Genomic DNA, 14,035 nt, shown 5'->3' on the forward strand with positions numbered 1-14,035 from the left:
ACTCTGATCGTCAGGATCATGTTCATCACCATAAAAAAACTCACCCCCTATTTTACAAAAGGGTGAGTCCTTTTTCGAAATCGTTACTGAATAGATGCTTCTTCAATTTCTTTATACGCCCAATGACCAGGTGCGACATCCGGCCATCTTTGCGGGCCAGCCTGGTTATCTGGGACGCGATTCAGCACGCGATTGAGAATCGTTACAGCTTCGGCACGAGTCAGCGCTTTCTCTGGCTGGAAGGTGCCATCGGGGTAACCTGTCATGTAGCCTTTCGCAACAACCGCTGCAATGATTGGAGATGACCAGTGGTCTCCCCTCACATCAAAGAAGGCAGTGCCCCCTCCGCCACCTTGCAAGGCCTTGTATTTATAGATGACCGCGGCTATTTCCGCCCGGGTAATGTTGGCCGATGGGCGGAATGTACCATCGGTGTAGCCGCTCATCATACCCGCCGCACTTGCTTGATGAATCGGATTTACTGCCCAGTAGTTGTCGGCTACATCGAAGAACCTTCCCTTATTCACAGAAGACTGGCTCACCATTCCAGCGTTCAGTAAAATGGCAGCCATCTCCGCACGTGTCACCGTGCGATCCGGTTGAAACGTTCCGTTTGGATAGCCGTTGATATAGCCACGTTGGCTCTTACTTTTCTTATTGGTTGACGGGCGTTCTTCTTTCTTATCTGTGGAGCTGCCTCCAGTAAAAAAGCTGTTTGTCGGCGTAGTATAGGAACTTTTGTTACGGCCTTTATCCCGATCCCGATCCCGGTCTCTGTCCCGATGTTTGTCATCCTCTAGATCTCTCCATGCTTTCTTCAAATCGTACAGAGCATCGTCTACCTCCGACTGCGTGGCATGTGGATCGTCGATGACATCCCATGCTTGTTTGAGTGCATCTTCCAAATCACGCCAGCTTGATCTGGTGTAGTCGTCTTTATCCAAGTCTTTGTCCTCGATCTCTTCAACTTTCGCTCTCAATTCTCTTTTATAGACCGCGTCATCCTGTCTCTTTAAATCTTGTCTTGCTTTGATCAGTTTCTCAAGGGCAACATCTACGACAATCTGGCTCGCATGCGGATCATCTAGCACAAAGTAAGCATTCACTAGTCGATTCTGTAGCTCTTTCCAGCTGGCCCTCGTGTAATCTTTTTCTTGCAGCTTTTCTACTGCAATTTCCTCTACTTTCGTTTGCAGTTTACTCTTGTCAACTGTACCTTCCTGCTTCTTTAGCCCGTCTCTTGCTATGACTAACACGGACAAGGCACCATCAATTTCTGCTTGGGTGACGTTTGGCTTCGTCAGTACCGCTTTTGCAGCATCCAACGCATACACAAGCTTGCTCCAACTGTCTGGCGTATATTTTTCCTGGGTTAAGTTCTCGGCGTTAATTTCATTCACTTTTCCTTGTAAGTGACGAAGATCTACAGTGGATTCTACGGCAGGTGTTTCCTCTGCACTTGCTGCTTGGCTTACAGGCACGAATATGGATGCTTGGAAGATCAAGCAAAAGAGGCTAAAGAAAACAAGACTCGTTACGGCTCTGTGAAAACGTCCCAATTCCCATCCTCCGTTCTTTCCGATGACCAATCTGATCATCTTTTTTCCAACCATTTACATTGTATGATGGAGACCGATAAGAGGATTCATATTTTTAGAGGCCAAACAACAAATAAAAAACCAAGTAGCCAATAGAGCAGCTGCTTGGTTTTTATTTTCTGATGCTACGCAGAAATAGGTTTTTCCGGGCGTTGCTTTGTTTTGCCGGAGAGCGAAAAATTCGTCCACATACGCAATAGTCGTTCCACTGGACCATAACGGAATCGTTTTAGATACAGTGGGCTTAAGAAAAGCTGTGCCACATAAATCGTGATCGCTAATCCACAACCAGCCAGTACCCCGATCTTTCCGAACCATCCGAGTCCATATCCATAGAAGATCGTCGTACAAATGACGGTTTGCAAAAGGTAATTGGTTAAAGAGAGCTTCCCCACAGCTTCAAATCTTGGCAGCCAGGTTGATTCCGTGCCTCTGGAAAAGAACCAAACAAAGGCGAAAATGTAACCAATGGCAAGGATCGTTTCCCCCGTTATATCACCAACGCCACTCCACCAAGCTGCCGGCAAATACACATGTAACGCTTTTAACAGAAGTCCCGCTGGCAAGAAGATCAGCATGTTTCGGAGATACGAGGTTCGTTCTTGCTCTGGCTTTTCGAACCACCTGCGCTTCGCAGCATACATCCCAAAAAGAAACATCGGTGCGCTCATAAGCGGCGCGATCAAGAGGAACACAAACATCATGTATTCTGGCAAATCAAGCGGATCTTCGTTGCTTCTGTGATGCACGATCTCCTCGTATGTTCCCGTGCCGTAGACAGTCATGGTTTTGACCACATAGGCTTCCATACGGGCAGAATCGGTAATACTCGCAGGATCATTCGGATCATCTGGAGCAAGTCCCATTAAACTGACGAGGCAGAGTAAGACAATCCCCCAAATGAGCAGAGTTTTCGGTTTCCGGTTCATGAACAGCAACAAAAAGAAGCCCATCATGCCATAAAACCCCAAGATATCCCCTTCCCACAGGAAGTACGAATGAAGAAAACCAAGTCCGATCAGCATCAAAAACCTGCGGGTAAGGTAGCGCTTTTGTCTCAAGCCTTTGGCAGCCAAGCTTTGCTGCATTTTGATCATGCCAAAACCAAACATGAAGGCAAAAATCGGCATAAAGCTGCCTTCCACAAATATTTTCACTAGCTGATAAGCTGTCATTTCATAATCGGGGAGGTCGTACAACTCCAATTCTTGGCTTCCCCAAATCCCATACTGGAAAATCAGCATATTCGCCATCAAGATCCCTACTAAACTAAATCCCCGCAGGCCATCGATGATGCGAACGCGGTTCTGCTTTAGCTCCATGACAATCACCTCAAGCCTGATTGTAACGAGCTAAGCTTAATGGCTTCTAAATCGCACCTTACCGTTACCTTAATTTTACATTTGTCTCAACTTGCGTATGATAGACGATCAGGAGAACTCCAACCGATCAAATATTTCGACGAATATTTTAGCGATGTTTCTGGCATCATCTATTCCACGATGATGCGTACCTTCGAGAGGGATATTTAACATTTGCAATGCCTTCCCCATCCCGACACCGCGCTCGGCTCCAATCATTTTGCCGTGTTGGTGCTTGATGCTGATATGGTGACGAATCCAACTTGACGGCACATTGTGTAATTCACAATCCATTTTCAATTGCTTTTTGTCGTAGAAGCCCCATGAACAAAGGTGATACTCACTGCCTATCCAGTTTTGAAAGTGGCTGATTGCTTCACCAAAGCTCGGTGCTTGATCCACCTCTTTTTGAGAAATGGATGTTAATTTTTTGCAAAAGTCTGAGAGAATAGGGTTTAGCTTTGGCTTGATAAAAGTTTGAAACTCACCGATCACGGCAAGGTTCTCATTCAGCTTTACCGCTCCAATTTCTATGATTTCATTTTGTTTCGTCCTGTCGTTTTCCCAGCATGTAGCTTCCAGGTCAAAGATGATGTAATTCATAGTCATTCCTCCCACATAAAACATCGCATCATAAACCTTGTATGGTTTCTCCGCAAGTATACCAATTTTCCCCTAAAAACTACTACCGCTAGCAATTGCACCTTGTCCAACTTGAAGCAAGCCAATACCTCGCCCCTCGTCTGCACCCAATATTGATCTCATCTGCACCCAATATTGATTTCTCTCTTCTATGATTTGGCTATCTTGCAAGAAGGAGATATTGAGAATGAAAATGGCACAACGATGGGTAAGTATTTTTCTATCAGTGGCGATACTATCGGCTCTCGTCGCCTGTAGTGCGGCCGACAACAAGGGGCAGACTCAGCTCGCTACGACACAGGCGCCTGCAGGTAGCTTTCAGGAATTGTTCGGCAGCAGCTTGTTCGTAGGCGACTCCATTATCGGAGGACTGACGAACGATGACCTACTACCTGAAGCGAACGTTATGGGGGGATTGGGTGGAACGGTCCAATCTACGCTGGACAACGTCGAAGAGATCACGAGCCGCAAGCCGTCCTATGTATTCCTGTCAATGGGACAGAACGATCTTGGGGAACCGCTAGAGGAAGCGGAGAAGACATTCGTACAGAAATACACTCAGCTGGTCGATCGTATAAGGGAACTCCTGCCGGCGACTCGCGTCTACATGCTGTCGATTACGCCGGTAGATGCCGCATCGCCGTTCGGTTCGTCCATGAACCCACAGATTGAAACATTTAACGCAGCCTTGCAGAAGATGGCGAAGGAGAAGGGTATCGATTACATTGACCTTGCCCCCATTTTCCGGCAGCACAAGAATCAATACGATGAAGACGGCTCTCATTTCACGAACGCATTCTACCCAATCCTACTGGGCTATTTGAAGGAGCGGACCGATCTGGCCAATCAGTCTCGCGGTCCGGCGCTCATCGATACGAACGAAGCCTATAAAGCAGCGTTCAAGCACAGTGTTTTCCTGGGGGATTCCATCTTGGGGGCGTTGTCCTATCTGAATAAAGTGGATTCGGCGAATGTCATCGCCCCGAGCGGCGCGACGCTCTCTCTCGCCCTCATGAATGTCGAGAAACTCGCCAGCCGGGCACCGGAGCATATATTCATTTTGCTGGGCAGCAATGACATTAAGTTGTCGGACAAGCAGGAATTCGTCGAGCGCTATCGCCAGCTAATCGATATCACCCGGAACAAGCTGCCGAACGCCAAGCTCCACATCCTGTCGATCCCGCCAGTCGCCGAGGAAACCCTGAAGCAAGTACCGCAGTATGCGAACATTACGGACTTCAACCAAGCGCTTGAACAGTTGGCCGATGAAGTCAAAGTCGATTACGTGGACTTGTCACCCTTATTCACCGCCAACAAAATCCAATACGCAGAAAACGGCGTTCACTTCAAACCCCATTTCTATCCGCTGCTCCTGGACTTCTTGAAGGGAGTTGTAAAGTAAGGAAATGGTCCTTTCGTTGGAAAGCGTCGAACAGCCCCCACCTTTTAACGAGGGTAGGGGCTGTGTATTTTAACATTTGACAAAGTGGTTCCTGTATCCTTCCGTATTGATTTCCAGCGCATTTAGTTGTCCACCAGAATAGCCACACCCGCCATCTATTCCTATTTTATCCCCTTCTATTGAATACCAAATTTGATTGGGTTCTGGATTCGATTTTATTCTCGAAGTTGGGGTATGTCCAAATACCACAACTTTATCAATGCCTGTTGGACTTTCGATAAAATCCTCACCTATCCATACAAAATCAGAAGGTGTTGTTTCTCGCCAATTCCTTGGAGAGACTCCTGCGTGTACAAAAATATGCCCTTCATCTTCAACGTAATAAGGCAAATGATTGATAAAATCAATTTCTTCTTTGCGCTCTACTTTGAGTGTTCTTTTAACAAGCTCTATATCGTTAAAAACGGAATCATCCACACCTTGAAGAAAGCTATCTATTGCGTTCATACCACCCATTTGATGTAGAAAAAACAAATCAAAGGAAGGGTTCCGAGAGTCTAAAAATTCAATCAAAGAATATTCATGATTCCCCATTAACGCAATTGCATCTTCTTCCTCCACCATTCTTTTTATCTCTGAAACAACTTTTAGGGATTCAGGTCCTCGACTTATATAATCTCCAATAAAAATAACTTGGTCCTGTATAGGCCTATAATTTACTTTTTCCAGTAGCTGCTTAAGTACATGAAAATATCCATGGATATCACCAATAATAAGTTTCCGTTTCATCGCTATCTCCTTCCTGCTTGCTCTTATTATCCCATATTCCGATTCTTTTTCCGAAAACTAGCAACAATTTTGTCGATCATACGTACAACTCTTATAAGATACATCATTTAACAATGTAATCGAGGTGTTAACAAGCATGGAAGCATCAATCTCAATTGTCACCTACCGCCCTGAGCTAGCCGCAGCGGTCGCAGATATGTGGAATGCCAGCCGAGATAGCTGGGGAGGCGGAAATTCGATTACGACAGCCGAACAAATCAGACAAGAAGAGGCAGCCTCTGACGCTATCACTGTCTATCTCGCAATGGACGGTGAAACGGTCGTTGGTTATTGTAGCCTTGCCGAATATCGGGAAGATACAGGCGCCCTCTACATTCCGTTGCTCAATGTACGTCCCGACTATCACGGAAAAAAGGTCGGCCGGATGCTACTCTCATGTGCACTGGAAAAAACGATTGAGCTCGGCTGGCCGAGACTTGATCTGTATACGTGGGCAGGAAACACGAAGGCTGTTCCGTTGTATAAAAAGTTCGGCTTTTTCTGGGAAGACCGGGACGACGCCACCCATCTGATGAACATGATTCCTTCTGTGCTCCGTACCGAAGCAATCGCCCATTATTTTGAAGAGCTCGACTGGTATCAGGACTCCACGCGGGAGATCGTTGTAGAGCCGGATGGACGCAAGGAAAACGGCTTTGATTACTTCACCTACTCCTGGGCAAAAGGAGAACAGAGCTTGCGCGTGGAGTTTGAGCGACGCGGTCGAGGCATGCGCCTCATCGAGACAGAAGATTATCTCGTGTCCGCCGAAGTGGAAAAGCTGGAGCTGGTCTTTGGACGGGAGTATCAGATTCACTACCGGATCATCAACAAATCAGGCAAGCCGTTACAAATTTCGTTAAACGGGCAACCGAGCGACACGATCCGCTTTGATTATCAGCACGAGCTGGCTGTGACAGGGGAAACCACGCTGGCTGCAACCTTTTTTGTGGATCCAATCACAGAAGAGCAAAGCATCTGGCGCACGCATCCGCGTGTCTGCACCCACCTGCTGATCAACGGCAAGGCAGCTCTATTTGAGGTGGGAATCCTCCCCAAGTTTCCTGCTACCCTTTCCTTGCATGTACCTGGCCTCTCCTATCCGGGACAGACAAAACTGTTTTATTTGGACGTGGAAAACAACTTTGCGGAAGAAGCGGAGTTTGTATTCGAGCTGCCCGCTTGCTCATTTTTCAGCTTACAGGAACACCGTCACATACTGAAACTGTCCGGCAAAGAGCGCATTTCGCTTCCGCTTAACGCTGAACTGTATGAACACGGCTTTTACGAAGCCAACGTACAGGTGGAGACAAAGCTCGCAGATGGCAGAACGGTTTCTTTTGCCAAAAAAATCGGAGCTGCCTTTACCGGACTAGGTGCGATGGTGTCGGGAGAAACAGAACAGGCTTGGCAAGTTCACCATGGCCGCCATTCGCTCTACTTGAACAAAGAAGATAATGAGATGGCCGTTGTCGGCGGGACAGGCGGAGACCCAACTACTCTCTACTATCCCAAGCTCGGCAAACCGTTTTCCAGTGAGTTCTCGAAGAAGCGTGCCGAGAAAGTTGTGTTTATCGCTGAAAAGGGAGCAATCGGAATCCTTGCGACGTATCAATCCAGTGCCTACCCGCAAATAGCGTTGGTTAGCAAAACGCTGCTGTTCGGAGATGGCACTGTAGAACACAGATTGGAGATAGAAAATCACTCGGCTGACAAGCTGGCTGCTGAGCTTTGGCTTAACCAAGGCTATCATCACAGCTTTCTACGCCCCATTGTGCCGTACCAAGGCCGTTATGTTGAAACACCATCCTCCTATGGCAGCGATATGGATTATTGGGATGCTGAGTTAGTCAGTGAAAACTGGCTCTTTACACAGGATGAAACGGCCCCATGGGGAATGTGCTGGCCTCCTGAATACCGTTTTGACATTCAAGGCTGGTACGTCACACTGGAAACCAATCTCGGCATGCTTGCCCCACATGAAAAAAAATCGTTCGGCCCAATTCACTTCTCGCATGGGGGCTATGCCGACTGGAAAGAGTTCCGCGCCTTTGCCCGTAAGGAACCTATGCCAGCAGACCTGATCTTGACCTCTCACCTGGAGTTGAGTGCCAATGGGCAGAATCCGTTTGTCTCAAGCACAGACGTGGATGTACAGGTGAAAGAGTACAAGCAGCAGTACTTGGAAGGAGAACTGATGGCATCTCTTATGAGTGAGTCAGCTTCCGGACAAACGCAGAGCTTTACAGAAGATGAGGAAGAGAGGGAATCTGGCTTCTCCTTCAAGACGCCGGAAAAACCATATGACCTCGTGCAAGTAGAGGGACGTTTTGCTACGCATGTGTCGCATTTGCAGAGCGCCATTTTCCCAATCGGTCAAGGAAAGGTCATCCAGGAGCAAACAGTGGAAGAGGGACAGCAGGTCTATATCGCCGACAATGGACGATTGCGGATCAAAGCTGCTCCAGATTTTGCTCCGACACTCTACTCGCTTACAAGCAATGGGCAAGAGTGGCTGGACAGCGCCTTCCCTGAGCGGAAGCCGAAATCTTGGTGGAATCCATGGACAGGTGGAATCGGCAACTATATGGAGGAGTTAAGCGCGTTTTCATTGGTTAAGGAAGAGCGTACCGCTTCCTTTGTCGAGCTAATCGACAACAAGCAAAATGCGTGGCAGGGAATCAAGGTGAGCTATCATGTGAAAAAGCAGGAGAAGTATCGCGGGTTGACTTGCCACCAGTATTACTTGCTGCTGCCAGGGGTACCTGTCCTCTGTCATACCGTAGAGATCGAGCAGAATACCGGAACGTACTTTGCTGGCAAAGAATTGGCCACTGACATCTTTTTGCAGACAGGAACCGAGGACGAGGCGGTATGGCTGAAAACCGTCGGTACAAATGGCGAGGAGCTCAACTACAAGCTGGCACAAGGTGAATTGGATGTCCTTGAAGTCTCCGATTATGTCCTCGGGCGAGCTAACGGCAAGGATCAGATGCATATCGTTACTGACCTCGAAACTGCGGACCTCCAAGTATACGCAAACAAAGAAGTGGCCGTAGCTTCTGTCATACGCGAACTGAATCTGCCAAACAACAGCACGACCTTTACTCCGCCTGTCTTTTTCCTGTTTGCTGACAACACGCTTCCATCCAATGCCTTATCTGACTTACGGGCGATTCGCTTTGCCAAATAAGGGAGGGCTTCACAATGAAAATCATTGATGCGCACATGCATTTATCCCATATCGAGGAATTCAAGCGGACGGCAGCTGAAAAGTCATTTGTCGATTACTCTGTCGCTGGTCTCTTGCAAGAATATGCCGAAAATGGCGTGGTTCTTGGGATAGGCATGGGCTTGACAGAGACTCAGCCAGACGGCTTTCCTGATGTGGAAGCTCTCACTCCCATGGGACTAGACCTGACAGACGAGTTGCCGCCACAGTTCGTCTATTGTCTGGGAATTAATCCGTTCAAGCTGGATGAAGCAGCAGTCGCACGCTTGGAAGCTGATTTGCAAAAGCCCAACGTGGTCGGGTTGAAAATCTATTTGGGCTACTATCCCTTCTACGCCTATGATAGCGTCTACGATCCCGTCTATGCACTCGCTGCCAAATACCAGGTGCCTGTCGTCTTTCACACCGGCGATACGTACTCAGAGCGCGGGCTCTTAAAATACTCCCACCCTCTCACACTGGACGAGGTGGCAGTGAAACATCGAGATGTCAACTTCATGATGGCCCATTTTGGCGATCCGTGGGTACTCGATGGGGCAGAAGTTGTTTATAAAAACCGCAATATGTTTGCAGATCTCTCCGGCTTAATGGTCGGTGACGCAGCCAATTGCAAGCGACTCGCGGAATCTCCTCTCTTCTTCTCCCATCTGCGCCACGCGATCACCTATTGTGATCATTACGACAAGTTTTTGTTCGGAACAGACTGGCCGTTGGCACCAGTGAAGTCTTATATCCAGTTTGTACAGGACCTGATCCCAGCGGAGTATCACGAGGATGTGTTTTACAAGACAGCATTGAAGGTATTTCCCAAAATCAAGCCGTTAGTTGAGTAGACGATACGAATCCTAAATCCCATGTCTCTTCTCTCGAAGAAACATGGGATTTTTCATTTGTTCAAGAAAACTTCTTCTATTTACGACAAAAAACGACAGTTTTCGTATTATGATACGTATATGCGAGTTTGCTTATACATCGTCAGGTTCGGACAACCATGACCCTAAGCTTTCGAGAGTAAAGAGATAGCAAGGTTTCTACTAAATTGGGGGAGGACATGTTTCCTTGAAGAAAAAAATTGCCTGGGTTACAGACAGCACCGCGCTCATACCTGAACACGTCATGGAAGAGCATGACATCTACGTCGTTCCACTGGAGATTATCTTTGAAGATGGCACTTATGAAGACGGCATTGATTTAGCACCTGAACAGCTTTATCAAAAAATTGTGCACGCCAAACATGCTCCAAAAACGTCGCAGCCTTGCTTAGGAAAATTTGTGTCGCTTTACGAACGATTAAAGGAAGAGTATGAATGCGCGATTGCTGTCCACCTCTCCTCTGATCTGAGTGGGACCTATAATACAAGCGCAACAGCAGCCAAGATGATTGACTTCCCTGTCGAGTCGGTAGATTCCAAACTGATGTCGTACCCGATTACCTCGATTATCTTAAAAGGAATCGAACAAGCCAAGGCAGGAAAAGGCTACCAAGAGATTGCAGCTTCCTTGCGCGAAGAATACAAATCTTTTGAGAACTATATCCTAGTCGGCAGTCTCGACCAGTTTTACAAGGGCGGCCGAATGACCGGTTTGCAATATTTCATCGGCAATCTGCTTCAGATCAAGCCGATTTTCCAAATGAAAGATGGACTGTTTGAAGTATATGAAAAGGTTCGTACCGAAGGAAAAGCGGTCAAACGTATGCTGGAACAGTTGGAGAACGCCAAACAGAATTACTCCGTGAAGCACGTGCAGATTTTGCATGGCAACGTCTTGGACAAAGCGCTGGAACTGAAAGAGAAAATTCAGAGCAAGTACGCCGATGTCGAGGTGTTGGTTGGGCCGATCAGTTCTACGATTGGGGCGCATGCTGGGATGGGGACGCTGGCGCTTGCGTGGAGAAATGAGTAGGGCTTGAACGTAAAAAGTCGCTCAGGTATTGAAAGATGATACCTAGGCGACTTTTTCTTGAATTTCTATATTGAATTCCCCACTAGACTTGCCATAAGCAACCCGCTTGCACTACTTGGCTCGTCTTTCAAACACCGATTATCGCCAAATACAAAAAAGTGATCTTTCGCCCTAGACACTGCAACATTCATCAAACTCTTGTTTGCATCAATAAAAAAGCAACCTTCGTTCCCTCCATATACTGTGGACATAAGAATAACATTTCGTTCGGCCCCTTGAAAAGTATGCACGGTACCGACACTTATCTTCGAACGTAAATGAGGAGCTTGCTTTCCAATTTCTGCTTGGATGCATCGAACCTGTGCCTTAAACGGAGTAATGATTCCAAGCAAATTGTGCTCTGCTTCCTTTGGATATGCAGCCTGAATGAGTGCAAAATGATCGTTCAACCATTCAGCTATCTTGGCTGCCTCCTGTCGATTGTATCGACTCGTTCCTCGCTTGCTAGAGTTTTCAGAGTTAATCTGCCGATATGCCATTTGAGGCCACTGTTTTATTGCTCGCCCTGCATGCTCCGTACCTTTTCCTCGTTTCGGCTCCAAATTCCCTTTGTAAACCAGCTTGTTACAATAATCAATTATTTCGTTATAACAACGACGATGCTCAGATAGAAACAATCCCCTTTCTTCATATTTTTGATAACGGCAGCTTTTTGCGGCCACTCTCATCACGCTTGAGCCATATCCATTTAATCCACATAACTCCAGTTGGTCATACTTGTCCAATGCATTAATCGCTCCACTGGAAAGTGTAAGTGCTTTATCCAATGCCCGGTTTATGCTCCATACTGGCTCAATTTGATAAACGTCCCCAACAACGATCGCTTTTTTTGCCAGAGCAAATGCACCTGCACCGATTTCTGGAGATACTTGCCCCGCCTCATCCACAATTAACAAATCGATGTAGTTATAAAGAAAAAAATTAGTTTGGTCACCATATGCTAGAAATTGTTTCGGAAGCATGAAAAAAGTCATCACCAGACAGGGAGTAATCATCGCAAGCCGGTTATAAAACTTCTCCAAAACATTCTTAAAAGATTTCCCAACTTGCTTCTCGGTTAATGCATCCTCCCCGTTTACCCACCGACATTCAAAATAATGAACAGCTAGCCAAAACTCAACGTATCGAATCTTTTTATCTATCAGATCGTTCGTCTTATCAATTGAAACATCATATTTGCTTGTTTCGTCATCATGCCATTCGACTCCATGTTGATTTAATAGCTGTAATTCGTTATCATACCGCTCGATCCATTTCAGTACAGCATCTCGTTTCTTTTGGAGATCCGTAAGCTTTTGATTATATTCAGCAAGGCGCACGCTGTACATTTCTTTGATTTCGATTAGCTTCATAGTGCCTTGCAAGAAAGTCCACTCTTCTTCGTTCATGAATAGCGTGAACTCTGTTTGTACACGCTTTTTCGAGAACCATCTAAAGAAAAATGGAATCTTTTTGTAACAGCCTTCCCACTCCTTTACTCTCTTAGGAATTTCTCGAATCGACTTTTGAACCCGCTCGATCCCTTCCTCCAACAAATGGAGGTAGCTATCTATTCGCTCCCCATTGCATTCAAATTGATTTAACGTGTCACACAATACCAGTAAGGCTTGTTTTCTCTCCTCAAAAAACAATAATTCTTCGTGTAGCCTTGTTTGGCAGTCAGCTACTTGTACATATTCTGTTTCAAAATATTGATTGCAATTTTGTAGCAGCTTGCTCTTTGATTTTTCGAGATTTTCTCTCTCTTCAACACTGGCAACAAAATGCTCTCCTCTAGCATTCGTGAATTGATAACCATTATTTCGTGCTTCCTTTTCTTTTTGTCCCGATGGAAAATAGGTAGCAAAACTAGTTACCCCTTCAATCCAACGTTCCTCTAGATTAGAAAGCCCAACCTTATTTATTTTTCCAAATGAAGCGATTATATTCGTAACGGCTTGATTGTTTGTCGAGGTCGCTACAATAAGCGGCGCTTTTTCTTTCTTTATTGCCCTTTTAACATATAGATCAGCAACGATAGATTGCAAGAGAGTCGTTTTCCCCGTACCCGGTGGCCCATTGACTGCCAGAATATCGCCGTCTCTCATGTGATTAAAATGATTGACTGCCTCTCTTTGAGAAGGGGATAAAGGAAATTCTCCCCCCATTTGACCAGCGTGCAGCTTCATATTCGACAGACTATTCTCGATTAGGGAATCAAGAGTAGCAGGCTTGGTTGAAATGAAACGTTCATATAGAGCCTTAGGTAAATCATTTTCCAGCAAATGGTTGTACAAATTCATGACATGATAGGTGGAATTTACTGTGTTATCAACGAAGAGATACACATTACTCTCCAACTCGATCGGTAAATCGTCGCCTCCTCGATTTGGAATTTCGTTTTGTTCGAATTTAGCTCCGGTAATATACTCATAAAACGTTTTGAAAAATTCAACGTAATCGGACCATGTCTTGAGTTGTTCTATTCGATCTACATGGTTACTAATAAATTGGTCCACCTCATCCGCATAGCCAACAGACAGCTTTGGCTCCACCATGGGCTGAAGGTACTCTCTTGGAAACCATGGCAGTTTCTTATCGCTGCTTTCGTATCTAAACTTTCCATCTCTATGAAGAATCGCTGGAATAAAGAATAGGCCAGTCAATTCTTCTATTTCTTCTTGAAACTTGACATTAGCCTCAAAGATAGTTTTCACTGTTTTGGCGCAAATCAGGACATTGATCGTGTCCTTTTGAGACTTGTTTTCTTCATTTGCAAAACCCTTGTTTCCTTCCAAAAAGATTTTATTACAGACGTCCGCTTCTATCTGTCCGTTGATAAGCTCAACTGGATGCAAGATATAAAAGGGGTCGACCTTAAAATCAATTCCAGTCTGAGTATTCGCCGCGACTACGCTCCTGAAATACCGTGTGATTTCTTTACCTGTTGCCCCCATATCATTCTCCTAATCCTTCGCAAGTAGTAGACAATAAAAAAAGAAGGCTGAGGAACGCCTTCCCTAAAACT

The 14,035-nt window shown here is 46.0% G+C and carries 9 protein-coding genes; 4 read left to right on the forward strand and 5 right to left on the reverse strand.

The features are described 5' to 3' along the window. Window positions 1-83: 83 nt before the first annotated feature. The 3 genes from HPY31_RS12250 to HPY31_RS12260 all read right to left on the reverse strand — a co-directional run bounded on the left by HPY31_RS12250 (window position 84) and on the right by HPY31_RS12260 (window position 3,562). Window positions 84-1,598 (reverse strand): S-layer homology domain-containing protein, encoded by a 1,515-nt coding sequence (locus HPY31_RS12250; protein ID WP_172140931.1) that lies wholly within the window; start codon window positions 1,596-1,598, stop codon window positions 84-86. 125 nt (window positions 1,599-1,723) lie between these two features. Then, entirely contained in the window at window positions 1,724-2,920 is a 1,197-nt protein-coding gene (locus tag HPY31_RS12255; RefSeq protein WP_172140932.1) for a DUF418 domain-containing protein, read from the reverse strand. A 108-nt stretch (window positions 2,921-3,028) separates the two neighbouring features. Continuing rightward, window positions 3,029-3,562 carry a 3'-5' exonuclease gene (locus HPY31_RS12260; RefSeq protein WP_172140933.1) on the reverse strand — a complete coding sequence of 178 codons (534 nt, stop codon included), beginning with the start codon at window positions 3,560-3,562 and terminating at the stop codon, window positions 3,029-3,031. 226 nt (window positions 3,563-3,788) lie between these two features. Here HPY31_RS12260 and HPY31_RS12265 point away from each other — a divergent pair, with 226 nt between their 5' ends. Beyond that, a complete protein-coding gene (locus tag HPY31_RS12265; RefSeq protein ID WP_172140934.1) occupies window positions 3,789-5,003 on the forward strand; it encodes a GDSL-type esterase/lipase family protein in 1,215 nt (404 codons plus the stop codon). Window positions 5,004-5,072: 69 nt separating this feature from the next. On the opposite strand, the gene HPY31_RS12270 is transcribed toward HPY31_RS12265, so the two are convergent. Continuing rightward, window positions 5,073-5,792 (reverse strand): metallophosphoesterase family protein, encoded by a 720-nt coding sequence (locus tag HPY31_RS12270; protein ID WP_172140935.1) that lies wholly within the window; start codon window positions 5,790-5,792, stop codon window positions 5,073-5,075. A gap of 136 nt (window positions 5,793-5,928) precedes the next feature. On the opposite strand from HPY31_RS12270, the gene HPY31_RS12275 reads away from it, so the two are divergent. From HPY31_RS12275 to HPY31_RS12285, 3 genes are all read left to right on the forward strand, one after another. Continuing rightward, entirely contained in the window at window positions 5,929-9,024 is a 3,096-nt protein-coding gene (locus tag HPY31_RS12275) for a GNAT family N-acetyltransferase (RefSeq protein ID WP_172140936.1), read from the forward strand. A gap of 14 nt (window positions 9,025-9,038) precedes the next feature. Further along, complete coding sequence (locus HPY31_RS12280; protein ID WP_012685177.1) at window positions 9,039-9,896, forward strand: amidohydrolase family protein; 858 nt, start codon at window positions 9,039-9,041, stop codon at window positions 9,894-9,896. A 226-nt stretch (window positions 9,897-10,122) separates the two neighbouring features. Beyond that, window positions 10,123-10,968, forward strand: coding sequence for a DegV family protein (locus HPY31_RS12285; RefSeq protein ID WP_172140937.1), 846 nt, complete (start codon window positions 10,123-10,125; stop codon window positions 10,966-10,968). A 65-nt stretch (window positions 10,969-11,033) separates the two neighbouring features. Here the strand turns inward: HPY31_RS12285 and HPY31_RS12290 are convergent, their stop codons facing one another. Beyond that, window positions 11,034-13,964, reverse strand: a complete 2,931-nt coding sequence (locus HPY31_RS12290) for an AAA domain-containing protein (RefSeq protein ID WP_172140938.1) — start codon at window positions 13,962-13,964, stop codon at window positions 11,034-11,036. Between the last annotated feature and the right edge of the window lie 71 nt (window positions 13,965-14,035).

Origin of the sequence: Brevibacillus sp. HB1.3, assembly GCF_013186635.1 — a bacterium.
GTDB classification, from domain to species: domain Bacteria; phylum Bacillota; class Bacilli; order Brevibacillales; family Brevibacillaceae; genus Brevibacillus; species Brevibacillus brevis_D.